Here is a 24,008-nt window from a genome sequence, read left to right as displayed (position 1 = left end):
CCGACGGGCGGGCCGGGGCATGGAAAAAGGGCCTCCGTCCGGGGACGGAGGCCCTCTTCACCCGGCTGGGGTCACGCGGGGACCGATGCCACGCCCGGCTCCAGGAACTTCTTGCCGTTCACCCGCTCGCTGACGCCCTCGCGGTCCAGGTACGGCGTGATGCCGCCCAGGTGGAAGGGCCAGCCGGCGCCGGTGATCAGGCAGAGGTCGATGTCCTGCGCCTCGGCGACGACACCCTCGTCGAGCATCAGGCCGATCTCCTGCGCCACGGCGTCCAGGACACGGGCGCGCACCTGCTCCTCGGTCAGGACGACGTCGCCCTGCTTCAGGAGCGCGGCGACCTCGGGGTCCAGCTCCGGCTTGCCGGAGTCGTAGACGTAGAAGCCGCGCTTGCCCGCCTTGACGACGGCCGCGAGGTTCGGGGAGACCGTGAAGCGGTCCGGGAAGGCCCGGTTGAGGGTCTCCGAGACGTGCAGACCGATCGCGGGTCCGACCAGCTCCAGCAGCACGAGGGGAGACATCGGCAGGCCCAGGGGCTCCACCGCCTTCTCCGCGACCTCGACCGGCGTGCCCTCGTCGATGACGTTCTGGATCTCGCCCATGAAGCGGGTGAGGATGCGGTTCACGACGAACGCCGGGGCGTCCTTCACCAGCACCGCGGTCTTCTTCAGCTTCTTGGCGACGGCGAAGGCCGTGGCCAGCGAGGCGTCGTCGGTCTGCTCACCGCGGACGATCTCCAGCAGCGGCAGGATCGCGACCGGGTTGAAGAAGTGGAAGCCGACGACCCGCTCGGGGTTCTTCAGCTTCGACGCCATCTCGGTCACCGACAGCGAGGAGGTGTTGGTGGCGAGGATCGCGTGCGCCGGGGCGACCGCCTCGACCTCCGCGAACACCTGCTGCTTGACGCCGATCTCCTCGAACACGGCCTCGATGATGAAGTCCGCGTCCGCGAAGCCCTCGGCCTTGTCCAGGACACCGGTCACCAGCGCCTTGAGGCGGTTGGCCTTGTCCTGGTTGACGCGGCCCTTGAGCAGCAGCTTGTCGATCTCGGCGTGGACGTAGCCCACACCCTTGTCGACGCGCTCCTGGTCGATGTCGGTCAGCACGACCGGCACCTCCAGGCGGCGCAGGAACAGCAGCGCGAGCTGCGAGGCCATCAGACCGGCGCCGACGACACCGACCTTGGTGACCGGACGGGCGAGCGACTTGTCCGGCGCGCCGGCCGGGCGCTTGCCACGCTTCTGCACCAGGTTGAAGGCGTAGATGCCGGCCCGCAGTTCGCCGCCCATGATGAGGTCGGCGAGGGCGGTGTCCTCGGCGTCGTAGCCCTGCTGGAGGTCGCCGTTCTTGGCGGCGGCGATGATGTCCAGGGCGCGGTAGGCGGCCGGGGCCGCGCCGTGCACCTTGGAGTCCGCGATGAAGCGGCCCTTGGCGACGGCCTGGTCCCAGGCCTCACCGCGGTCGATGACCGGGCGGTCGACGACGATCTCGCCCTTGAGGACGGACGCCGTCCACAGCAGCGACTGCTCCAGGAAGTCGGCGCCCTCGAAGAGCGCGTCGGCGATCCCCAGCTCGTAGACCTGCGCGCCCTTGAGCTGCTTGTTCTGGTTGAGGCTGTTCTCGATGATCACCGAGACGGCCTTGTCGGCGCCGATCAGGTTCGGCAGCAGCGTGCAGCCGCCCCAGCCGGGGACCAGGCCGAGGAAGACCTCGGGGAGCGAGAACGCGGGCAGGGCCGCGGAGACGGTCCGGTAGGAGCAGTGCAGACCGACCTCGACACCGCCGCCCATCGCGGCACCGTTGTAGTACGCGAAGGTCGGGACGGCGAGGGTGGCCAGCCGCTTGAAGACCTCGTGGCCGCCCTTGCCGATGGCGAGCGCGTGCTCGTGCTCCTTGAGGAGCTCGACACCCTTGAGGTCGGCGCCGACCGCGAAGATGAACGGCTTGCCGGTGATGCCGACACCGACGATCTCGCCGGCGGCGGCCTCCTTCTCGACCTGGTCGATGGCGGTGTTCAGGTTCGCCAGCGACGCCGGGCCGAAGGTGGTCGGCTTGGTGTGGTCGAAGCCGTTGTCCAGCGTGATCAGGGCGAAGCGCCCCGCGCCGAACGGCAGGTCGAGGTGGCGTACGTGCGCGCTCGTCACGACCTCGTCCGGGAACAGCTCCGAGGCCTGCTTGAGAAGCTCGGCGGTGGTGGTCACTTGTCCCCCTCGAAGTGCGGGTTCTCCCAGATGACGGTGGCGCCCATGCCGAAGCCGACGCACATGGTCGTCAGGCCGTAGCGGACGTTCGGCTGCTCCTCGAACTGGCGGGCCAGCTGCGTCATCAGACGCACGCCGGAGGAGGCCAGCGGGTGACCGAAGGCGATGGCGCCGCCGTACTGGTTGACGCGCGCGTCGTCGTCGGCGATGCCGTAGTGCTCCAGGAAGGCGAGGACCTGGACGGCGAAGGCCTCGTTGATCTCGAACAGGCCGATGTCGTCGATGGTGAGGCCCGCCTGGGCGAGCGCCTTCTCCGTGGCCGGGATCGGGCCGTAGCCCATGACCTCCGGCTCGACACCCGCGAAGGAGTACGCCACCAGGCGCATCTTCACCGGGAGGTCGTGCTCGCGGGCGAAGTCCTCGCTGGCGATGATCGAGGCGGTGGCGCCGTCGTTCAGACCGGCCGCGTTACCGGCGGTGACCCGGCCGTGGACGCGGAACGGCGTCTTCAGACCCGTGAGGTTCTCGATGGTCGTGCCCGGACGCATCGGCTCGTCGGCGGTGACCAGGCCCCAGCCGGTCTCGCCGCCCTCGGGGTTGGTGCGGCGCACCGAGATCGGCACCAGGTCCTGCTGGATCTTGCCGTTGGCGTACGCCTTGGCGGCCTTCTCCTGCGAGCGCACGGCGTACTCGTCGGCGCGCTGCTTGGTGATGGTCGGGTAGCGGTCGTGCAGGTTCTCGGCGGTCATGCCCATGAACAGGGCGGACTCGTCGACCAGCTTCTCGCTGACGAACCGCGGGTTCGGGTCCACGCCCTCGCCCATGGGGTGGCGGCCCATGTGCTCGACACCACCGGCGATGGCGACGTCGTAGGCGCCGAAGGCCACGGAACCGGCGACCGTGGTGACGGCGGTCAGGGCGCCGGCGCACATACGGTCGATGGAGTAGCCGGGGACGGTCTGCGGCAGACCGGCGAGGATGCCCGCCGTGCGGCCGATGGTCAGGCCCTGGTCACCGATCTGCGTGGTCGCGGCGATGGCGACCTCGTCGATCTTCGCCGGCTCCAGACCGGGGTTGCGGCGCAGCAGCTCCCGGATCGCCTTCACGACGAGGTCGTCGGCTCGGGTCTCGTGGTAGATGCCCTTCGGGCCCGCCTTGCCGAACGGGGTGCGGACGCCGTCGACGAAGACGACGTCCCTGACGGTACGAGGCACGATGGCTCTCCTCCAGGGTGCGGGATGGCACTACTGCTGCACGACACGCTGAGCGCGCGCTCAGGCCCATGCTACTTACGAGTAACCGGACTGCCCACCCCTGAGGGCGGGAGCGGTGAACGTCACACACCGTCGGCGTGTTACCGCCGGTTACATGCACCCAGCTTAGGGGTGCGGGGAACCCTGCGACCAGCCCGAAACGCCTCCGCGGTCCCGCACGGCGATCACGTCGCGGGAGCGGTGGATCCCCTGGGCACCAGAACCGGGGTCGCCACCGGATGGGACGAGGCCTCCCCGGCGATCACCCCGAACAGCGTGCGCGCGACCTCCGCCCCGAACCCGTGCACGTCATGGCTCATCGCCGACAGGGTCGGCCGGGTGAGCCGGCACAACTGCGAGTCGTCCCAGGCCAGCAGCGAGACGTCCGCCGGCACCCGCACCCCCATTTCCGCCGCCACCGACAGGCCCGCCACCGCCATGATGTCGTTGTCGTAGAGGATCGCGGTCGGCCGGTCCCCGTCGGGCGCGCTGAGCAGCGACCGCGTCGCCCGGGCCCCGTCCTCCCCGGAGAAGTCGGTCGTCACCTGGCGCACCCCGGCGAGCCCCAGCCGCCGCGCCGCCTCGTCGACCGCGGCCGTACGGATGGCCGTGTGCCCCAGCAGCGCGGCGCCCCCGACCCGCGCGATCCGCCGGTGCCCGAGCGCGGCGAGATAGCGCACCGCCTCCGCCACGGCGGTCGCGTCGTCCGTCCACACCGAGGTGAGCCCCCCGGTCAGCGACGGATGCCCTACCGCGACGACCGGCATGCCGAGCCGCTGCGCCGACGCCGCCCTCGGATCGTCCGCGCGGAAGTCCACCAGGATCGACCCACTGACCTGCCGCCCCCGCCACCAGGCGTCCTGCACCGCCAGCTCCTCGTCCAGGTTCCGCACGAGACGCAGCAGCAGCGAGCAGGACCGCTCGGTCAGCACGCTCTCCACCCCGGAGACGAACTCCATGTAGAACGGCTCCAGCCCCAGCAGCCGCGCCGGCCGGCAGATCGCGAGCCCCACGACGTCCACCCGCCGGCTCGACAGCGACCGCGCCGTCAGGTTCGGTGTCCAGCCGAGCTCCCGCGCCGCCGCGAAGATCCGGTCGCGCGTGGCGTCGGACAGTCCCGGCTTGCGGTTGAAGGCGAGCGAGACCGCCCCCTTGGACACTCCGGCACGCGCGGCGACGTCCTTGATCGTCACCCGAGGGGGTGTGCTCATCGGGCGGGCTCCACACAGAACAGGGCCCGCCGCACGGCCGCCTCGTCCGGCACGGCCGCCCAGCCCGTCACCCCGATGGTGACCCGCTCCCCGGGCAGCAGCGTGACCCGCCCGGTGTCGGCCCGGGCCCCCGCGTCCAGCCGGTCGGCCTGGAGCAACAGGTCCCGCAGCAGTGTCCGCGCGGTCACGGTCACCGCCCCCGGCGCCACCTCGACGTCGAACTCCGGCCGGGGGTAGGGCACGTCGTGGTCGGGTGCCGGGAAGTGCAGCGCCCGCAGTCCGTCCACGTCCGCCACCAGGAACTCCTTCGCTCCCGCCGGCTCCACCGCACGGGGCACCGGCACCTCGGCGACCGCCCGAGGCCCGACGGCCGCGCCGGGGACCGAGAACTCGGCGATCACCCCGCCCTCCACCGACATCCGCCGCAACCGCGGCGCGGCCGGCTCCCACACCTCACCCGCCTGGTTCACGACGGCCAGCACCAGCGCTCCGCCCCGCTCCTGAAGGGTCACCAGCCGGTCCGCGTACAGCCGCCGCAGCTCGTGGTAGAGCGGTTTCTCCCTGCCGTCGCCGTCGATCGCCGCCCAGGACGTCACCGGCCAGCAGTCGTTGAGCTGCCACACGATCGTGCCCGCGCACACCGGCCAGTGCGACCGCCAGTGCTCGACACCGGTGGCGACGGCCCGCGCCTGGTTCAGCTGCGTCAGATAGTGCCACCGGTCGAAGTCCCCCTCGGGCAGCGTGAAATGGCGGGCGAGGCCCCGCTCCAGCTTCCCGTTGCCGTCCTCCGCCTTCTGGTGGTGCAGCATCCCTGGCGAGTCGGCGGCCAGCTCCTCCCCGACCTCGGCCAGCGCCCGCCGCAGCGTCGCGTACGCGGGGGGCGCCTGCCAGCCGAACTCCGCCACGAATCTCGGCACGTCCGCCCGGTACTCCGCGTAGTCCTCCCGGTTCCACACCTCCCAGGAGTGGTGCGTGCCGTGCGCCGGGTCGTTCGGATGGTGGTCCCAGGACCCCGACCAGGGGCTGCCCGCCGTGTACGGCCGCGTCGGGTCCAGCTCCGCGACGATCCGGGGGAGTACGCCCAGGTAGTACCCCTCGCCCCAGGACTCCCCGGCGAGCCGCTCCTCCCAGCCCCAGTCCCGGAACCCCCACAGGTTCTCGTTGTTGCCGTTCCACAGCACCAGCGAGGGATGCGGCATCAGGCGTACGACGTTCTCCCGGGCCTCGGCCTCCACCTCGCCCCGCAGCGGTTGCTCCTCCGGGTAGGCGGCGCACGCGAAGGGGAAGTCCTGCCAGACCAGCAGCCCCAGTTCGTCGCAGACGTCGTAGAAGTCGTGGCTCTCGTAGATCCCGCCGCCCCAGATCCGCACGAGGTCGACGCCCGCGTCGGCCGCCTGGGTGAGCCGTGCGCGGTAGCGGTCGCGGGTGACGCGGGAGGGGAAGGCGTCGTCCGGGATCCAGTTCACGCCCCGCGCGAACAGCCGCTCACCGTTGACGACGAAGGTGAACCCGGTGCCGTGCTCATCGGCCCCCCGGTCGACCTCCACGGTCCGGAACCCGACCCGCCGCCGCCAGCTGTCGAGCGCCTGGCCCCCGTCCTCGTACAAGGTCAACTCCACGTCGTACAGCGGTTGTTCACCGTACCCGCGCGGCCACCACCGTTCGACGCCGGGCACCTCCAGCCGGACCACGCCGCTCGTGCCCTCGATCTCCGCGACTCCGCCGGCGCCCCCCACCCGCGCCCGGAGCCGGAGCCCCGCCTCCACGGCCGCCCGTTCCACGTCGACGTGCAGCTCCACCTTCCCGGCCGTGCCCTCGACCGTCACCAGTGGCCGGACGCGGGCGATCCGGGCCGTCGACCAGTGCTCCAGCCGCACCGGCCGCCAGATCCCCGCCGTCACCAGGGTCGGCCCCCAGTCCCAGCCGAACGAGCAGGCCATCTTGCGGATGAACTGGAAGGGCTCGGGATACGCGTTCGGCCGGTCGCCGAGCCGTTCGCGCACCGCCTCCGCCTCGGCGTACGCGGAGGCGAACCGCACCGAGAGCCGACCGCTCATCCCGGTGACGTCGAAACGGTACGACCGGTGCATGTTCCGCACCGACCCCAGCAGCCGCCCGTCGAGCCGGATCTCGGCGGCGGTGTCGAGCCCGTCGAAGACCAGGTCGGTCCGGCCCAGCCCGCCGGCCGCCCCCGACCCCGGCAGATCCAGCTCGTACGTCCACTCCCGGCGCCCCACCCACGCGACCTCGGTCTCGGCGCGCCCGAGGAAGGGGTCCGGGATCAGCCCCGCCGCCAGCAGATCGGTGTGCACGCACCCGGGCACGGCGGCGGGCAGCTCCCGCCCCTCGTACCGCAGGATCCAGCCCTCGGTGAGCGGGGTGGCGTCGAGCATGCGCCCTCCTAAACCGGTCCAGTCGACGACGCGGCAGCGTCACGAAAAGTTTCGGCACCCTTGGCGAGATTGGGACTTTACCGGTTCAGTGAACGGCTGCCAGAGTGCCGAACCAGCCAACCCACCCGTGCTCGTCCGTCCCGAACGGAGCTGGTGCACATGAACCACCGAAGGACGCTCACCGGAACACTGCTCGCCGCCGCGCTCCTCGCGTCGGGCTGCACAGGCAGCGGAGGAGGCGCGAAGGCCGCCGACGCGAAGGCACCCGACGATCCGTCGAAGGTGTCCGGAACCATCAAGGTCCTCACCCATCGCACCGACATCGTGCAGGACGGCACGATGACGAAGTACGCGGCGGAGTTCAACAAGATCTACCCGAAGGTGAAGGTCGAGTTCGACGCGATCACGGACTACGAGGCCGAAGTCAAGATCCGTATGAACACGAAGAACTACGGCGACGTCCTCATGATCCCCGGCGTCATCAAGAAGAACGACTACCCCAGGTTCTTCGCCTCGCTGGGCACCCAGAAGGAGCTGAGCGAGAAGTACCGCTTCACCGACTTCACCACGGTCGACGGCAAGGTCTACGGCCAGAGCCCCATGGGCGCGACCCCCGGCTTCCTCTACAACAAGCGGATCTGGGCCGAGGCCGGCGTCACCGACTGGCCCACCACGCCCGACGCGTTCCTCACCGCGCTGAAGGCCATCAAGACCAGGACCGACGCCGTGCCGTACTACACCAACTTCGCCGCCCAGTGGCCGCTCACCCACTGGACGTTCGTCAACGGCTCGGTCAGCTGCGACACCGGCGCCACCACCGCCCTCGCCGAGACCGACCCCTGGGGCGCCAACGGCGAACTGCGGGTCGGCGACACCCTCTTGTACGACATCGTCAAGCAGGGCCTGATCGAGAAGGACCCGACGACCACCAACTGGGAGGAGTCCAAGCCCAAGCTCGCCAAGGGCGAGATCGCCACGGCGTGGCTCGGCAGCTGGGCGGTCATCCAGTTCCGGCAGGCGGCCGAGAAGGCCGGGGCCGACCCCGACGACATCGGCTTCATGCCGTTCCCCGCCCGCGTCGACGGCAAGGCGTGCGCCACCGCCAACCCCGACTACAACCAGGCCGTCAGCATCCACTCGAAACACAAGGCGGCTGCCCGCGCCTGGGTCGACTGGTTCACCGACAAGTCCGGCTACGCCGAGGACAACCTGTCGATCGCGACGCTGAGGAACGCCCCGCTGCCCGAGTCGCTCAAGCCGTACGAGGAGCAGGGCGTGAAGCTCATCGAGCTCGACGACGCCGAGGGCGGCCGGGTGAAGGAGATCGACAACGCCTCGGAGGTCGGCATCTACGCCCCCGAGTACCGCCAGGACCTCGTCGACCTCGCCCGTGGCGCCAAGGACGGCACCCTCGACGACTTCCTCGACGACCTGGGCGAGCGCTGGACCGAGGCGCAGAAGACCGTGGGTTCCTGATGCCTGCCACGCACACGACCGAGAAGGTGGCGCGGCCCCCGTCGGCCGCGCCACGGCCCCCGGTGCCGAGGCCGGCCCCCCGCTCGGTACGCCTGTGGCGGAAGCTCACCCCGTGGCTGTTCCTTGCAGCCCCGCTGGCCCTCCTGGTCGCCTTCACCTACGCCCCGGTCGCCAACATGCTGGCGTACAGCTTCACCGACTGGGACGGCGTCAGCCCCGAGCTGAGCTACATCGGCGCCGACAACTACGTGGAGATCTTCACCCGCCCCGAGCTGTTCCAGGTCTTCTTCGTCAGCGGCTACTACCTGGCCGCCTCGGCGGTGCAGATCGCCCTCGCCCTCTATTTCGCGACGGTCCTCAGCTTCAACGTGCGCTTCCGGAACTTCTTCAAGGGCGTGCTGTTCTTCCCGTACCTGATCAACGGCGTCGCGATCGGCTTCGTCTTCCTCTACTTCTTCCAGGACGGCGGCACCCTCGATTCGGTCCTCGCCCTCGTCGGGTACGAGTCCGACCGCGCCTGGCTGGGCACCTCGACCTCCGCGAACATCTCCCTCGCGAGCGTCTCCGTCTGGCGCTACCTGGGCCTGAACTTCGTGCTCTTCCTCGGCGCGATCCAGTCGATCCCGGGCGAGCTGTACGAGGCCGCCGAACTGGACGGGGCGGGCCGCTGGCACCAGTTCCGGTACATCATCGCGCCCGGCATCAAACCGGTGCTGAGCCTGAGCGTGATCCTGTCGATCTCGGGGTCCCTCTCGGTCTTCGAGATCCCGTACATCATGACCGGCGGCGCCACCGGCACCGAGACCTTCGTGATCCAGACCATCGACCTGGCGTTCCGCTTCAACAAGACGGGCCTCGCCTCGGCCGCCGCCGTGGTCCTGCTGCTGATCATCCTCGCGGTGACCTGGGTGCAGCGCCGTCTCGTCCCGGACGACAAGGTGGACCTCACATGACGCTCGCGCACCCGACCCCGGTCGTACGCCGCCGGGTCGCCCGGACGCTCACGCATCTCTCCCTGGTCGTGGCGTCCGTGGTCGTCCTGCTGCCGCTCGCCGTGGTGTTCCTGACGTCGCTCAAGTCCGAGCGGGAGATGGCGAAGGGCAGCCGGGCACTCGGCCTGCCCGACGATCTCCTCAACTTCCGGAACTACGCGACCGCGTTCCAGGACGGCGAGATGCTCGCGGCCTTCGGCAACACGGCCTTCATCCTGCTGTTCGCCGTCACCGGCACGGTGGTCATCGGCTCGATGGCCGCCTACGCCATCGACCGGTTCACCTTCCGCTTCCGCAAGCTGGTCGTCGCGCTCTTCCTCGTCGCCACGCTGGTGCCGGGGGTGACCACCCAGGTGGCGACCTTCCAGATCGTCGACAGCTTCGGCATGTTCGACAGCCTCTGGGCGCCGATCGCCCTCTACATGGGCACCGACATCGTCTCGATCTACATCTTCCTGCAGTTCGTCCGATCGATCCCGATCTCCCTGGACGAGGCCGCCCGCCTCGACGGCGCCAACGCGTTCACCATCTACCGGAAGATCATCTTCCCGCTCCTGAAGCCGGCGATCGCGACCGTCGTCATCGTGAAGGGGATCACCGTCTACAACGACTTCTACATCCCCTTCCTCTACATGCCCTCGGAAGACCTTGGCGTGATCTCGACATCCCTGTTCCGCTTCAAGGGCCCCTACGCCGCCCACTGGGAAACGATCTCGGCGGGAACGGTCCTGGTCATCCTGCCGACCCTGATCGTCTTCCTGGCCCTGCAGAGGTTCATCTACAACGGCTTCATGAGGGGAGCGACGAAGTAGGAGGGCGCCGCAGGGCAGCCGGGCACCTCAGGGGCGCGGGGCGTGACATCTGCGGCTCCGCCGCGTGGGCGCGACCAGCCCCCACGCACCCGCACCCGTGTACGCACCCGCACCCGTGTACGCACCCACACCCACGTCGCACCCCCGAAGCGGCCCTTCCCGCGGACGCGGCTACGCGCTCTTACCCACAGCCGACAGCGCCCCCACCAGCACCGGCGTCACCAGCTCCACCTGCCACGCCCGCGCCCCGTACCCCGCGAGCGAGGCGGAGATCGAGTCGGCGTCGGCCGTGGCCGGCGGCTCCCAGCACAGACGCCGCACCGTGTCCGGCGTGATCAGGTTCTCCTGCGGCATGTTCAGCTGCTCCGCGAGCGCGCTGACCCCGGCCCGCGCCGCGGACAGCCGCGCGGCCGCCGCCGGGTCCTTGTCGGCCCACGCCTTCGGCGGCGGCGGCCCGGTCACCGGTTGCCCGTGCGCCGGCAGCGCGGTCTCGGGCAGTGCCTTCGCCCGGTCCACCGCCGCCTGCCACTGCTCCAGCTGCCGCCGTCCCATGCGGTGTCCGAAGCCGTTCAGCGCGGCGAGGGCCTGCGCGCCCGCCGGCAGCGCCAGGGCCGCCTCGACGATCGCCGCGTCGCTGAGCACCTTGCCCGGGGAGACGTCCCGTCGCCGCGCGATACGGTCCCGGGCCTCCCACAGCTCCCGCACGACCGCCATCTGCCGCCGGCGTCGTACCTTGTGCATCCCGGACGTACGCCGCCACGGGTCCTTGCGGGGCTCGGCGGGCGGCGCCGTCGCGATCGCGTCGAACTCCTGGCGGGCCCATTCGAGCTTGCCCTGCCGGTCCAGCTCCTTCTCCAGCGCGTCCCGCAGGTCGACGAGGAGCTCCACGTCGAGGGCGGCGTAGCGCAGCCAGGGCTCGGGCAGCGGGCGGGTCGACCAGTCGACCGCGGAGTGGCCCTTCTCCAGGACGTAGCCGAGGACGTTCTCCACCATCGCGCCGAGGCCGACGCGGGGGAACCCGGCGAGCCGGCCGGCCAGCTCGGTGTCGAAGAGACGGCTGGGGACCATGTCTATCTCGCGCAGACACGGCAGGTCCTGGGTGGCGGCGTGGAGCACCCACTCCACGTCGGAGAGCGCCTCGCCGAGGCCGGAGAGGTCCGGGCAGGCGATGGGGTCGATGAGCGCGGTGCCCGCGCCCTCACGGCGCAGCTGCACCAGATAGGCGCGCTGGCCGTCGGGCTATCCGGACGCGCGTTCGGCGTCGACGGCGACGGGGCCGGAGCCGGCGGCGAACGCGGCGATCACCTCGGCCAGCGTCGCCTCGTCGGCGATCACGGGCGGAATGCCGTCCCGCGGCTCCAGCAAAGGGATCGGCGCCTCCGCGTCAGAAGATCCGCCGTCGTCCGGAGGGGCGCCTCCGGTGGTTCGCAGGGTGCTGTCTGCTGCGGTCTCTTGGGCGTCGGTCACCTGTCAAGGGTATCTGTGTATGGACATGGCCCGCCGACGGAACGTTCCGTCGGCGGGCCATGCAGGGGCGTAAACAAGTCATGTGTCACACGTGTCAGTGAAACTTCCCGGCGAATCGGGAGGGACCGGGCGTCATCGAATGATCTCGTCCTCCTCTCGGCCGCTCCGGCGCGATTTCCGGCCGCTGCGGTGCGACCTCAGTGGATGATCCCGGTACGCAGGGCCACCGCGACCATTCCGGCGCGGTCACCGGTGCCGAGCTTGCGGGCGATACGGGCGAGGTGGCTCTTGACGGTGAGCGCGGACAGGCCCATCGACACGCCGATCGCCTTGTTCGACTGGCCCTCCGCGACCAGGCGCAGCACCTCGACCTCGCGGCCCGACAGCTCCCGGTAGCCGCCCGGGTGGCTCGGGGCACCCGGGGGGCGGCGGTGCATACGGGCGGCGGAGCCGAGGGGAGCGGCGCCGGGACGGGTGGGCAGTCCGATGTTGGTGCGGGTGCCGGTGACGACGTATCCCTTCACGCCGCCCGCGAGGGCGTTGCGGACGGCGCCGATGTCGTCGGCGGCGGAGAGCGCGAGGCCGTTGGGCCAGCCTGCGGCTCGGGTCTCGGAGAGGAGGGTCAGGCCGGAGCCGTCCGGCAGGTGGACGTCTGCCACGCAGATGTCACGGGGGTTGCCGATGCGGGGACGGGCCTCGGCGATGGACGAGGCCTCGATGACATCGCGGACACCGAGGGCCCACAGGTGCCGGGTGACGGTCGACCGGACACGTGGATCGGCCACCACCACCATCGCGGTCGGCTTGTTCGGACGGTAGGCGACCAGGCTTGCGGGCTGCTCGAGGAGAACGGACACCAGGCCTCCTGGGGTGCGGGACGAGGGGCCGGCTCGTTGGGCTCGTGGGGTCGAAGCCGGGACGAACCGTGCTTTCAAGGTCACAGAGGTCTTCGGCATCAAACCTCTGCTCCTTTAGAGAATGATCACGATTTGGTGAGTAACAATCCGTGCAATTCGGACACGCCTTCGATCATTCGAAGACCGAACGGTGTCGCTTCGCGTCGATACGAGGCCGAAAGTGGCCGTATCGACAAAGTGATGGTGTCGATCGGCGTGGCGGACACGACCCGAAAAAAGGACCGTGCCCCTCGGGGCACGGTCCTCGGACGGCGACGAGTGTCAGCGTGACTGGGGCCCCCGCCGCTGCGGCAGCGTCACCACGGCCGCGTCCCCCGGATCAACGGCCGGCGGCAGCCCGGCGATCTGGGCGAGCAGATCGCACCAGGCCGCGAGGTGCGCCGCGGTGTCCGGGACACCGCCCAGCACCTCACGCGGGGTCCAGGACGCCCGGATCTCGATCTGCGAGGCGGCGGGCCGCGCCGCCAGGCCGCCGAAGTAGTGCGAGCCGGCCCGGGTCACCGTCCCGCTCGGCTCGCCGTACGACAGCCCGCGCGTCTCCAGCGCGCCGGTCAGCCAGGACCAGCACACCTCGGGCAGCAGCGGGTCCGCGGCCATCTCCGGCTCCAGCTCCGCGCGGACCAGCGTCACCAGCCGGAAGGAACCCTGCCAGGCGTCGTGGCCCGCCGGGTCGTACAGCAGGACGAGACGGCCGTCGGCCAGGTCCTCGTCGCCCTCGACGACCGCGGCCTCCAGAGCGTACGCGTAGGGGGCGAGCCGCTGCGGCGGCCGGGTGGGCTCGATCTCGATCTCCGGCCGCAGGCGTGGGGCCCTCAGCGCGTCGACCGCGGAGCGGAACGGCAACGGGGCCGTCCCGCCCGCATCGCGCTCCCCCTCCTTCGCGTCGTCCATTCCGCCAGCGTCGTCCGACAGTCGTCCCTGAGCCGCAGCCATGCCGGAACAGTAAGGGGAACGGAGCCCCGGCGCAGGGCAAGACACCCGTGCGCTGGGTCACGGTCGGATCGCGCTCAGCGAACGCGGCAGGGCCGTGTCCCGCAGGTGGTGGCCGGAAACGTTCGGTGCCCGCGTTGTCCACAGCCCCGGCCGTCCCTGTCAAGCGGGCGTGCGAGACTTTGCCTCGTGAGTGCCAACGCCAGCCCCTCGGGCCACCAGCCGACCGCCACGTATGACTCCGCCTTCCTCAAGGCGTGCAGGCGCGAGCCCGTGCCGCACACGCCGGTGTGGTTCATGCGGCAGGCCGGGCGCTCGCTGCCGGAGTACCTGAAGGTGCGCGAGGGCATCCCGATGCTGGAGTCGTGCATGCGGCCCGAGCTGGTCACGGAGATCACCCTCCAGCCGGTCCGCCGGCACCATGTGGACGCGGCGATCTACTTCAGCGACATCGTCGTCCCGCTCAAGGCCATCGGCATCGACCTCGACATCAAGCCCGGCGTCGGCCCGGTCGTCGAGCGCCCGATCCGCAGCCGCGCCGACCTCGCCCAGCTGCGCGACCTGACCCCCGAGGACGTCTCGTACGTCACCGAGGCGATCAAGCTGCTCACCGCCGAGCTGGGCGGGACCCCGCTCATCGGCTTCGCGGGCGCCCCCTTCACCCTGGCCAGTTATCTCGTCGAGGGCGGCCCCTCCCGCACGTACGAGAACGCCAAGGCGATGATGTACGGCGACCCGGAGCTCTGGGCCGACCTGCTCGACCGGCTGGCCGAGATCACCGCCGCGTTCCTCCGCGTCCAGATCGAGGCCGGCGCCTCCGCCGTCCAGCTGTTCGACTCCTGGGCCGGTGCGCTCGCCCCCGCCGACTACCGCCGTTCGGTGCTGCCCGCCTCCGCGAAGGTCTTCGACGCCGTCGCCGGATACGGCGTCCCGCGCATCCACTTCGGCGTCGGCACCGGCGAGCTGCTGGGCCTCATGGGCGAGGCGGGCGCGGACGTCGTCGGCGTCGACTGGCGTGTCCCGCTCGACGAGGCCGCCCGCCGCGTCGGCCCCGGCAAGGCGCTCCAGGGCAACCTCGACCCGACGGTCCTGTTCGCCGGCCCCGAGGCCGTCCGGACCAAGACCCGCGAGGTGCTCGACTCGGCCGCCGGCCTGGAGGGCCATGTCTTCAACCTGGGCCACGGCGTCCTGCCCTCCACCGACCCCGACGCGCTGACCCGCCTCGTGGAGTACGTCCACGAGCAGACCGCGCGATAGCCGCCCCGTGACGCCGGGCAGGTGAGGCGCCGCTATGAGGCGCTCAGGGAAGCGTCCTTCTCGCGTTCGCGCCGCTCGTGTGCACGCGTGCGGTCCGCCTTGCGGAAGGGCGCGTCCACGGCTGCCCGCCATACCAGTTCGAACGGTCCCTGCCGAAAGCGCCGCAGCCACAGGGACGCGGCGAACATGAGCAGACCGCTGATCCCGGCCCAGGCGGCGATCGTGCCGACGCTGCCCAACGGCCCCAGGGCAAGGCCCCATCCGCTGAAGAGGACCAGGGCGACGACGTTCTGCAGCATGTAGCACGACAGCGCCGTCTTGCCGACGTCGGCCAACCGGCGGGCGAAGAACCCGGAGCCGCCGCGGCGCCGCAGCAGGATGAGGGTCAGCCCCAGATATCCGAAGGCCACGACGGGGGCGATGGTGTACCGCGAAAGCGCACCGGTGATCTCCCCGCCCGGCAGGGGCAGGTACTCCCACACCGTCAGCGGGGCCCCCGCGCCCAGGCCCCCGAGGGCGAGTCGACGGCTCAATGTCCGCGCACGCTCGTCTCCTTTGAACAGCCCGGCCCGCCACAGCAGCACCCCGGAGAGGAACAGGAAGGCCGACAGGGGAGGAACAATGATGAACGCCTCATACCTGGCGTTCCAGAAGTCCCCTATCCGACCGGCCACTTCCTCGAAGTATGTGGGGGTGGGAAGATTCGACCAGTCTTCTGTGCGTGCCGCGTCGCCACCGAAATCTTCGGGCAGCGGTGGTTTGGTGAAGGCCGCCACCCCTGACATGTTGCGGAATTGCAGGAACACATGCAGTGCGCCGGCGAGCGCGGCGGCCACGACCAGCCACTTGGTCCGCAGCCGAAGCAGCGGGGCGACGACCATCGCCACCAATGCGTATCCCATGAGGATGTCGAAATCGACCACGAGCGCGAAGTGGATGAAGCCGTCCGCCAGAAGCAGCAGCGAACGCCACTCGTACCGCCAGGGCCAGCGGTGTCCGTGACGCATCGCCGACTCGAACTGAATGGCCATGCCGACGCCGAACAATATGGACAACAGCCCTAGGAATTTGCCGTTCGACAGCACGCCGGACAGGAGCGAGATGTCCTCCTCCCACCGCCCGTCGAGCCGGCCGATCGATTCGCCGCCCAGTCCACCGGTGAAGAGCCAGATGTTGGTCAGCAATGTCCCGACGATCGCGATGCCGCGCAACACATCAAGGGATTGAACTCGCTTGACGCCATGTGAGTTTGACATTCCGCGAGGTTAGGACGGTGAACTCGCCGCGCACCTCGGCCAATTGAGCGTAATCGCTCTCCTCAGTCCGGTGGGGCTCCTCATCATTTCGGAGGAGGCACTCATGCTCTCGGCCAGTCCCTCAGTAGCGTCTTGGGGCCCGTGCCGCGTCTCGTCCGCGATCAGCCCGTAATTTCGTCTCGACCACCAGCGCAAGAAGGAGACCTTTGTCGACGCCGCGTAGCAGTACTTCCGGGGCCCATGGTCCGCGTGGGCCGCTGAGGCTGTCCCGGGTCCACGCCGTCACGGTCGCGGGCATGGTCGTGGTCGCGGCGGTGATCGACCTGTGTGAGCTGCTGTGGTTCGGCTACACGGCGGGGTGGCTGGTGGTCACCCTGGTCAGCGCCGTCGCGCTTGTCGCGTCCGTGGCGCTGCGCCGCAGGCGCCCGGCGACGGCACTCGCCGTCGCCGCTCTGGGCTACGCCGTCGCGTGTGTCATCTCCTTGTCGGAGCCACGCCTTCTGCCGGCCATGGCGCAGGCCGCCCTGTGGGTGGCCGTGTTCAGTGCGATCGCCGAGGGAACGAGCCGCCTGCGGCTCACCGCCATCGCCATGCTCGGGGCGTGTGTCGCCATGGAGGCGTTCGAGGTCATCCGCATGAGGGATGCGGACGGCGTCGGGACCGAACTGCTGATCTACGACACGGTGAGCGTCAGCTTCCTCCCGATCGTGGTGGTGGCGATCGCCGAGACGGTCCGGGGCCGTATCCGGCTGGCCACCGAACAGGCCGAACAGGCCGAACGGCTGCGCCGGTTGGACGCTCGCGCCGCGGTCCGTGACGAGCGGCTCCGCCTGGCACGGGAACTCCACGACGTCGTGGCCAACCGGCTCAGCGCGGTGACCATACGGATCACCGCCGCCCACCATGTGGGCAAGGGCCGCGGCAGCAGCCCCGAGAGCGACGTCCTCGCCGAGATCGGCCATGAGATCGGTACGGCCCTCGGTGAGCTGCGCAGTGTGCTCGGCACCCTGCGGGACGACGAGGACGGCGTCGGCGCGGCCACCCCGCCCTCGCTGCGGGACGTCGACCTGCTGGCCGAGGAAGCCCGCCGCGCCGGCGCGCAGGTGGACATCGTCGTCAGCGGCGAACCGTACCCGCTGCCCAGCATGGTCGACCTCGCGTCCTACCGCATCGTGCAGGAGGCCCTGACGAACGTGGCCCGTCACGCCTTCCCGCCGCACGCGACGGTCCGCCTCGACTACGGCCCCGATCAGCTGCGTGTGCACATCGAGGACGACGGGGCGCTGCGGCCCGGTGCGGGGTCCACCTCGTCAGGTCATGGAATCATCGGGATCGGTGAACGCGCCGCGCTGTGCGGCGGCTGGGCCACGGCAGGGCCTCGGCCCGGGGGCGGTTGGACGGTCGAGGCGGCCCTGCCCGTGAAGAAGGACGACTCGTGACGGTTTCCATACTCCTCGCCGACGACCAGGACATGGTGCGCACCAGCATGCGCATCATGATCGACGTCGAGCCCGACCTCGAGGTGGTCGGGGAGGCCGCCGACGGGGAAGAAGCGGTGGCCATGGCCGCCCGGCTCCGTCCCGATGTGGTGGTCATGGACATCCGGATGCCGAAGACGGACGGTGTGGCGGCCACCCGCAGGATCATGTCCGAGCCGGATCCGCCGGCTGTCCTCGCGCTCACCACCTTCGACATCGACGAGTACCTGTTCGGCACCCTCCAGGCGGGAGCCGCCGGCTTCGTACTGAAGAAGGACAGCGCGTCCACCCTGCTCGACGGCATCCGTGCCGTCGCCCGCGGCAATGGCTTCGTCTCGCCCGGACCGACCAGGAGACTGATCGCCCGGGTGTCCAGCGTGGGCGGCGGCCCGTGCGCGCTGCCCGCGGAGCTGACGCCGCGTGAGCATGACGTACTTGCCCTGCTCGGGCACGCCCTCAGCAACACGCAGATCGCCCGCAGACTGCACATCGAGGAGAGCACCGTGAAGTCCCACGTCCAGAACGTGCTCACCAAGCTGGGCGCCCGCACCCGCGTGCAGGCGGCACTCATCGCGAGCCGGGCCGGGCTCCTGGACGGGCCGACTCCGTAACCGGGCCCACCGGCCCCGTCCCCCCGTCCCCCCGGCCCGGCGGCCGGGCTCGTCCCGGGCCGACATGGTCGTCCTCACCAGCGTGGCCCTGCGTGCCGTCCGAAGATCAGCGGGAAGCGGCTGCTGAACACCCGCCACCACCTGGCGGCGGCGCAGCTGACCGAGGAGCAGTGGCGTATCCGGTGGCAGGCGGAGCGGCGTTTCCTGCAGGCCGACGGCGAGTCCGGCAAACGGTTCGGCAACGAGACCATCCGCGTCACCTCCGACGGCGAGGTCTCCCTCAAACTCCCCGCCCCGCTGGCGTATCTGGCGAACGCCCCGCACGGCCGGTACGTGCTCGCCGCGAGGGTGGCGTTCGCGCACCGGGGTGAGCAGTGGGCCGACCGCGTCCACGCGAACCGGGCTGTGGCCTACCGCATCCACGAGGACAGCGCACGCGGCCGCTGGTACCTCACCGCCTCCTGGACCACCCCCACGGTGCAGAGCGTGCCGCTGGCCGCGGTCCGCGCGGGCGGCCTGGTGGGGGTCGACACCAACGCCGACCACCTGGCGGTCTGGCGGCTGGACGCGCACGGCAACCCGGTCGGCGCACCCCGACGGTTCGGCTACGACCTGACCGGCAGCGCCGCCCACCGCGACGCCCAGGTCCGGCACAGCCTGATCCGCCTGCTGCACTGGGCCCGCCGCCATCACCTCGCCCTCGCCGTCGAGGACCTCGACTTCACCGGCGAGACGACCCGTGAGAAACACGGACGGCGCAAGCGGTTCCGCAGGCTGGTCTCCGGTATGCCCGTGGCCAGGCTGCGGGCCCGGCTGGTGTCGATGGCCGCCGGACTCGGCATTCCCGTCGTCGCCGTCGACCCCGCCTACACCAGCCGCTGGGGCGCCCAGCACTGGCAACAACCCCTCACCACCGCGAACAGGAAACCCACCCGCCACGACGCGGCCGCCGTGGCGATCGGAAGGCGCGCCCTGGGACACCCGGTCCGGCGACGGACGGCACCGCCCCCTGCTCACCGGAGTGATGAGCAGGGGCATCGGACCGTCCAGGCCCCACCAGGTGTCCCGGGGCGTGAGGGAACCCGCCCCCGCGTTCCCGGACCACGGACACGATCCGTGCGCGCCGGACGCGGAGCGAAAGCGGGCGACCAGGACACCCAACACCGTTCGGGGCGTCCGGCTGAGCATGAGTCCTGGCAACAGGACCCACTCCTGCTCAGTCGTTGGAAACGGTTCACGTCGTGCACGGGGATGACCACAAGGATCGTGTGCCCGCGATACGGGGCCGGAACCCGCCCGCGCCCCGCGCGGGCGCACACGGCCGTCGGACATGTGAACGCTCGTGCACGGTGGTGCGTATGTGTCCTCAACCGCGGATCTACGTGAGGAACAGGCGATGAACGACCGAGTCACTCCTTCGATGCACGCCACCCCCGACGGTGAGGCGGAACTGTCCCTGGTGGTGAAGCTCACCTGGGAAGACGTGGCCGCGCTCGGCCAGGAGGCCGGGCGGCTGTCCGCACGGATGCAGCGGCCGGTGACGCTGGACGAGGCGGTGAGCCACCGGCTGCGGTCGGTGCGGGCGACCGCGGCGCACGCCAAGCCGGCGACGGCGCCCTCGGCCCCCGCCGCGGTGACCTCCTCCGCGTCCGTGTCGTCGCTGCCGTCGCGGCCGGGCACGGACCAGGCGATGCAGGCCATCGACCGGATCAGCGGCAACTCGTCGGCCGTCTAGCCAGGGTGTGCGCGGTTTCCCGCGCACCCGACGGGCCTAGGCGTCCGACCTCACCGCCGTCACCGCCTTTCTCGCCGCCACCAGAACCGGGTCCCAGACCGGCGAGAAGGGCGGGGCGTAGCCCAGGTCCAGGGCTGTCATCTGTTCGACCGTCATGCCCGCCGTCAGCGCCACGGCGGCGATGTCGACGCGTTTGCCCGCCCCCTCCCGGCCGACGATCTGGACGCCGAGGAGGCGGCCCGTGCGGCGTTCGGCGAGCATCTTGACCGTCATGGGGGCGGCGCCCGGGTAGTAGCCGGCGCGGCTGGTCGACTCGATGGTGACGGCCACGAACTGGAGGCCCGCGCGGTGGGCGTCCTTCTCGCGCAGGCCCGTGCGCGCGATCTCCAGGTCGCAGACCTTGCTGACGGCGGTGCCGACGACGCCGGGGAACGTGGCGTAGCCGCCGCCGACGTTCGCGCCGATGACCTGCCCGTGCTTGTTGGCGTGGGTGCCCAGCGGGATGTGCCGTTCACGGCCGGAGACCAGGTCGAGGACCTCCACGCAGTCGCCGCCCGCCCAGATGTCGTCGTGGCCGCGGACCCGCATCGACAGATCGGTCAGCAGGCCGCCGTGGTCGCCGACGGGCAGGCCCGCCGCCCTCGCCAGCTCCGTCTCGGGGCGCACCCCGATACCGAGGACCACCACGTCCGCCGGGTACTCGGCGTCGTCCGTGGCGACCGCGCGGACCCTGCCGTCGTCGCCCGTGAGGAACTTGGTGACCTCCGCGTCGTCGACCATGGTGATGCCCAGGCCCTCCATGGCCCGGTGCACCAGGCGGCCCATGTCCGGGTCCAGCGTCGACATCGGCTCCTTGCCGCGGTTGACGACCGTGACCTCGTACCCCAGCTTGATGAGCGCCTCCGCCATCTCCACGCCGATGTAGCCGGCGCCGACGACCACCGCGCGGCGGCCCTCGGTGGCGGCCAGCGTGTCGAGGAGGGCCTGCCCGTCGTCGAGATTCTGCACGCCGTGCACGCCGGGGGCGTCGACGCCGGGCAGGTCGGGGCGGATGGGGCGGGCCCCGGTCGCGATCACCAGCTTGTCGTACGGCGTCCAGTACGTGGCGCCGGTGTCCAGCTCACGCGCGTGGACGCGCCTGCCCTCGACGTCGATCTCCACGACCTCCGTGCGCATCCGGAGATCGATGTCGCGGGCCCGGTGCTCCTCGGGCGAGCGGGCGATGAGCCGGTCCCGTTCGGGCACGTCGCCGCCGACCCAGTACGGGATGCCGCACGCCGAGTACGAGGTGAAGTGGCTCCGCTCGAACGCCACGATCTCCAACTCGTCGGGCCCTCGCAGTCGGCGTGCCTGCGACGCGGCGGACATGCCCGCCGCGTCGCCCCCGACGACGACCAGGCGTTCCCTCGAACGTTCCGTACGGCTCATGTTCATGGGAACACGCTACGACCGCCCCGCATTTCAGCTCTCGTCGCCGCCTTCCTGCTCGACGGCCGGGGCGGGGCGCCGCGAACGGCCGAAGAAGCGGAACCACAGCAGCACGACGAGGGCCGTGGCCGCCGCGAACGGCAGGACCGCGGCGAACGCCATGCCGAGCCAGCGGAACACCGCGACGAACGCGTTCCAGCCGCCCGCCAGCGCGTCCACGAACCCCGGCTCGTCGTCCTTCTCGGCCTTCTTCACCGCGGTCTCCGACAGCGACAGCTTGACGGTCGCGAGGCTCGTGCGGTCCTTCAGGGACTTCTGCCGGGCGAGCAGCGACTCCAGGTCCGCCTGGCGCGTGCTCAACTCGCCCTCCAACGTGACCACATCGCTGATCTTGGTGGCCCGTTCCATCAGCTCGCGGATACGGGCCACACTCGCCCGCTGCGTGGTGATGCGGCTCTCCACGTCCACGACCTGCTCGGTGACGTCCTCCGCCTTGGCCTTGCGCTCGATCAGCCTGCCGGTGCCCGCCAGCGCGGTGAGGACCTCCTCGTACTTCTCGGTGGGCACCCGCAGCACCACCCGGGTGCGCTCGCGGCCCTTGCCGTCGCGGGTCGTGGACTCGTCGCCCACGAACCCGCCCGCGTTCTCGGTGACCGTCCGGGCCTCGTCCAGCGCCTTCGGTACGTCCTTCACCCGCACGGTCAGGCTCGCGGTGCGGATGACGTGGCTCGGTCCGAGCTTCGGCGCGGTGTCGGCCGACTGGTCCTTCGTCGAGCCGAAGCCGCTTTCGGTGTCCACCGCCCCCTTCTGCTGGGCGGCGGCGCCGGCCTTGCTGTCGGAGGTCGTCCCGCCGCCCGAACTGTCGTCGCCCGCGCCGCACCCGGTGAGCGCCAGCGCGGCGGCGAGGAACAGGGCGGCGAAGGCCCCCGCGGGCCGTCGGGACCGTCGTACGTGTGTCTGAGCCATGGTGGCGTACCCCCGAAAGTCGTGTCCGGCTTGCTGATGACGCTCCTTCGACGCCGGAGCGGGCCGGAACGTTGGCGCGCGGTGGTCCCGAAGCGGTCACGGTCGGGACTCGGTGGGGCCACACGGCCCTACCAGGGGCGTTGTGGGCGTCTGAGAAGGTGGACCCATGAGCGGATCACGTCCGGGAGCCGGACATGTCGTCGTCGTCGGAGCCGGGATCGCGGGGCTGGCCGCCGCGCACGGACTGCTGGAAAGAGGCGCCCGGGTCACCGTCCTGGAGGCCTCGGACCGGGTCGGCGGCAAGCTGCTGCCGGGCGAGATCGCGGGCGCGCGGGTCGACCTCGGCGCCGAGTCCCTGCTGGCGCGCCGCCCCGAGGCGGTGGCCCTCGCCCGGGAGGTCGGCCTCACCGACCGGCTCCAGCCGCCCGCCACCGCCACCGCCTCCCTGTGGACCCGGGGCGCGCTGCGCCCCATGCCGAAGGGCCACGTCATGGGCGTCCCCGGCACCGCCGCCGCGCTCTCCGGGGTGCTGTCCGACGAGGGCCTCGCCCGTATCGAGAGCGACGCGGACCTGCCCCGCACCGAGGTCGGCGACGACGTGGCGGTGGGGGAGTACGTGGCGGCCCGCGTCGGCAGGGAGGTCGTGGACCGCCTGGTGGAGCCGCTGCTCGGCGGCGTCTACGCGGGCGACGCGTACCGCATCTCGATGCGCTCGGCCGTCCCGCAGCTCTACCAGGCCGCCCGCACGCACACCTCCCTCACCGAGGCCGTCCGCGAGATCCAGGCCCGCGCGGCCGCCGCCCAGCAGACCGGCCCCGTCTTCATGGGCATCGAGGGCGGCGTGGGACAACTGCCGCTCGCCGTCGCGGAGTCGGTGCGGGCCCGCGGTGCCGAGATCCTCACCCGCAGCCCCGTCACCGAGCTGCGCCGCGAGAGCGCCGGCGGCTGGCGCGTCACCACCGGCGACCGGGTGCTGCACGCCGACGCCGTCGTCGTCGCCGCCCCCGCCCCCGTCGCCGCGGACCTGCTGCGCGCCGAGGCCCCCGAGGCCGCCGCCGAACTCGCCGGAGTCGAGTACGCCTCGATGGCCCTCGTCACCCTCGCCTACCGCCGCGCCGACGTCACCCTGCCCGAGGGCAGCGGTTTCCTGGTGCCGCCGGTCGACGGGCGCACCATCAAGGCGTCCACCTTCGCCTCCCAGAAGTGGGGCTGGATCGCCGAGCAGAACCCCGACCTGCTGATCCTGCGCACCTCCGTGGGCCGCCACGGCGAGACGGAGATCCTGGAGCACGAGGACGCCCACCTCGTCGATGTCTCCCGCCACGACCTGCGCGAGGCCACCGGGCTGATCGCCGGCCCCGTCGAGACCCGCGTGACCCGCTGGGACAACGGCCTGCCCCAGTACCCGGTCGGCCACCACGCGCGCGTGGCCCGGATCCGGGAGCACCTCGGCAAGCTGCCCGGCCTCGCCATCTGCGGCGCGGCGTACGACGGTGTCGGCGTCCCGGCCTGCGTCGCGAGCGCGGCCGCCGCCGTCGACCAGATCCACGGTGATCTGCGCGCTGTGCAGGACCTCACGGCCAACCCGGTGCAGAGCCTGCACGGCGGAGCGGGAGAATGAGTTC

Annotated in this window: 17 protein-coding genes and 2 pseudogenes; 9 read left to right on the top strand and 10 right to left on the bottom strand. The window is 71.1% G+C overall.

From position 1 onward, the window contains the following. Window positions 1–71: 71 nt before the first annotated feature. The 4 genes from M8J73_RS01300 to M8J73_RS01285 form a co-directional block, all read right to left on the bottom strand. Entirely contained in the window at window positions 72–2,201 is a 2,130-nt protein-coding gene (locus tag M8J73_RS01300; RefSeq protein ID WP_055540141.1) for a 3-hydroxyacyl-CoA dehydrogenase NAD-binding domain-containing protein, read from the bottom strand. After that, window positions 2,198–3,415, bottom strand: a complete 1,218-nt coding sequence (locus M8J73_RS01295) for a thiolase family protein (protein ID WP_055540142.1) — start codon at window positions 3,413–3,415, stop codon at window positions 2,198–2,200. Before M8J73_RS01295 ends, M8J73_RS01300 begins: the two co-directional genes overlap by 4 nt. Window positions 3,416–3,639: 224 nt before the next feature. Further along, a complete protein-coding gene (locus M8J73_RS01290) occupies window positions 3,640–4,665 on the bottom strand; it encodes a LacI family DNA-binding transcriptional regulator (protein ID WP_055540143.1) in 1,026 nt (341 codons plus the stop codon). Continuing rightward, a complete protein-coding gene (locus M8J73_RS01285; protein ID WP_055540144.1) occupies window positions 4,662–7,058 on the bottom strand; it encodes a glycoside hydrolase family 2 protein in 2,397 nt (798 codons plus the stop codon). The genes M8J73_RS01290 and M8J73_RS01285 overlap by 4 nt, the downstream gene beginning before the upstream one ends. A 159-nt stretch (window positions 7,059–7,217) precedes the next feature. On the opposite strand from M8J73_RS01285, the gene M8J73_RS01280 reads away from it, so the two are divergent. Genes M8J73_RS01280 through M8J73_RS01270 form a run of 3 tightly spaced genes read left to right on the top strand, consistent with a single transcriptional unit; the run spans window position 7,218 to window position 10,338 of the window. Further along, window positions 7,218–8,534 (top strand): ABC transporter substrate-binding protein, encoded by a 1,317-nt coding sequence (locus tag M8J73_RS01280; RefSeq protein ID WP_055540145.1) that lies wholly within the window; start codon window positions 7,218–7,220, stop codon window positions 8,532–8,534. Next, on the top strand, window positions 8,534–9,487 hold the full coding sequence (locus M8J73_RS01275; protein WP_055540146.1) for a carbohydrate ABC transporter permease: 954 nt from the start codon (window positions 8,534–8,536) through the stop codon (window positions 9,485–9,487). Before M8J73_RS01280 ends, M8J73_RS01275 begins: the two co-directional genes overlap by 1 nt. Further along, the gene (locus M8J73_RS01270) at window positions 9,484–10,338 is read left to right on the top strand and encodes a carbohydrate ABC transporter permease (protein ID WP_055540147.1); all 855 of its coding nucleotides are present in this window, start codon (window positions 9,484–9,486) and stop codon (window positions 10,336–10,338) included. The genes M8J73_RS01275 and M8J73_RS01270 overlap by 4 nt, the downstream gene beginning before the upstream one ends. 171 nt (window positions 10,339–10,509) lie before the next feature. On the opposite strand, the pseudogene M8J73_RS01265 reads toward M8J73_RS01270, so the two are convergent. The 3 genes and pseudogenes from M8J73_RS01265 to M8J73_RS01255 all read right to left on the bottom strand — a co-directional run bounded on the left by M8J73_RS01265 (window position 10,510) and on the right by M8J73_RS01255 (window position 13,613). Next, window positions 10,510–11,805 (bottom strand): annotated as a pseudogene (locus M8J73_RS01265) (HRDC domain-containing protein). Between the two features lie 197 nt (window positions 11,806–12,002). Continuing rightward, window positions 12,003–12,662, bottom strand: coding sequence for a helix-turn-helix transcriptional regulator (locus M8J73_RS01260; RefSeq protein WP_055540149.1), 660 nt, complete (start codon window positions 12,660–12,662; stop codon window positions 12,003–12,005). A gap of 321 nt (window positions 12,663–12,983) precedes the next feature. Continuing rightward, window positions 12,984–13,613 carry a DUF3000 domain-containing protein gene (locus tag M8J73_RS01255; protein WP_055540150.1) on the bottom strand — a complete coding sequence of 210 codons (630 nt, stop codon included), beginning with the start codon at window positions 13,611–13,613 and terminating at the stop codon, window positions 12,984–12,986. Between the two features lie 228 nt (window positions 13,614–13,841). Between M8J73_RS01255 and hemE the strand changes: the two genes are divergently transcribed. Next, the gene (gene hemE, locus M8J73_RS01250; protein WP_055540151.1) at window positions 13,842–14,909 is read left to right on the top strand and encodes a uroporphyrinogen decarboxylase; all 1,068 of its coding nucleotides are present in this window, start codon (window positions 13,842–13,844) and stop codon (window positions 14,907–14,909) included. Window positions 14,910–14,941: 32 nt separating this feature from the next. Here hemE and M8J73_RS01245 read toward each other — a convergent pair whose 3' ends face one another. Next, window positions 14,942–16,165: a DUF418 domain-containing protein gene (locus tag M8J73_RS01245; RefSeq protein ID WP_063799243.1), complete on the bottom strand. Its 1,224-nt coding sequence runs from the start codon at window positions 16,163–16,165 to the stop codon at window positions 14,942–14,944. A gap of 296 nt (window positions 16,166–16,461) precedes the next feature. On the opposite strand from M8J73_RS01245, the gene M8J73_RS01240 reads away from it, so the two are divergent. The 4 genes and pseudogenes from M8J73_RS01240 (at window position 16,462) to M8J73_RS01225 (ending at window position 19,989) form a co-directional block, all read left to right on the top strand. Continuing rightward, window positions 16,462–17,604: a sensor histidine kinase gene (locus M8J73_RS01240; protein WP_055540153.1), complete on the top strand. Its 1,143-nt coding sequence runs from the start codon at window positions 16,462–16,464 to the stop codon at window positions 17,602–17,604. Then, window positions 17,601–18,254: a response regulator gene (locus M8J73_RS01235; RefSeq protein WP_249828121.1), complete on the top strand. Its 654-nt coding sequence runs from the start codon at window positions 17,601–17,603 to the stop codon at window positions 18,252–18,254. Before M8J73_RS01240 ends, M8J73_RS01235 begins: the two co-directional genes overlap by 4 nt. A gap of 111 nt (window positions 18,255–18,365) precedes the next feature. Then, window positions 18,366–19,475, top strand: a pseudogene (locus M8J73_RS01230) (transposase family protein); the annotation flags it as partial. A gap of 175 nt (window positions 19,476–19,650) precedes the next feature. Then, entirely contained in the window at window positions 19,651–19,989 is a 339-nt protein-coding gene (locus tag M8J73_RS01225; RefSeq protein WP_055541643.1) for a hypothetical protein, read from the top strand. A gap of 36 nt (window positions 19,990–20,025) precedes the next feature. Here M8J73_RS01225 and M8J73_RS01220 read toward each other — a convergent pair whose 3' ends face one another. Continuing rightward, window positions 20,026–21,423 (bottom strand): FAD-dependent oxidoreductase, encoded by a 1,398-nt coding sequence (locus tag M8J73_RS01220; protein WP_055541644.1) that lies wholly within the window; start codon window positions 21,421–21,423, stop codon window positions 20,026–20,028. Window positions 21,424–21,450: 27 nt separating this feature from the next. Then, the gene (locus M8J73_RS01215) at window positions 21,451–22,383 is read right to left on the bottom strand and encodes a DUF4349 domain-containing protein (RefSeq protein ID WP_055541645.1); all 933 of its coding nucleotides are present in this window, start codon (window positions 22,381–22,383) and stop codon (window positions 21,451–21,453) included. Window positions 22,384–22,549: 166 nt separating this feature from the next. On the opposite strand from M8J73_RS01215, the gene hemG reads away from it, so the two are divergent. Beyond that, on the top strand, window positions 22,550–24,004 hold the full coding sequence (gene hemG, locus M8J73_RS01210) for a protoporphyrinogen oxidase (RefSeq protein ID WP_249828120.1): 1,455 nt from the start codon (window positions 22,550–22,552) through the stop codon (window positions 24,002–24,004). Window positions 24,005–24,008 lie beyond the last annotated feature (4 nt).

The sequence above is a fragment of the Streptomyces neyagawaensis genome, assembly GCF_023516595.1.
GTDB classification, from domain to species: domain Bacteria; phylum Actinomycetota; class Actinomycetes; order Streptomycetales; family Streptomycetaceae; genus Streptomyces; species Streptomyces neyagawaensis.
Note: the sequence above shows the minus strand (reverse complement) of the source record. Positions and strands in the feature narration are given on the sequence as shown.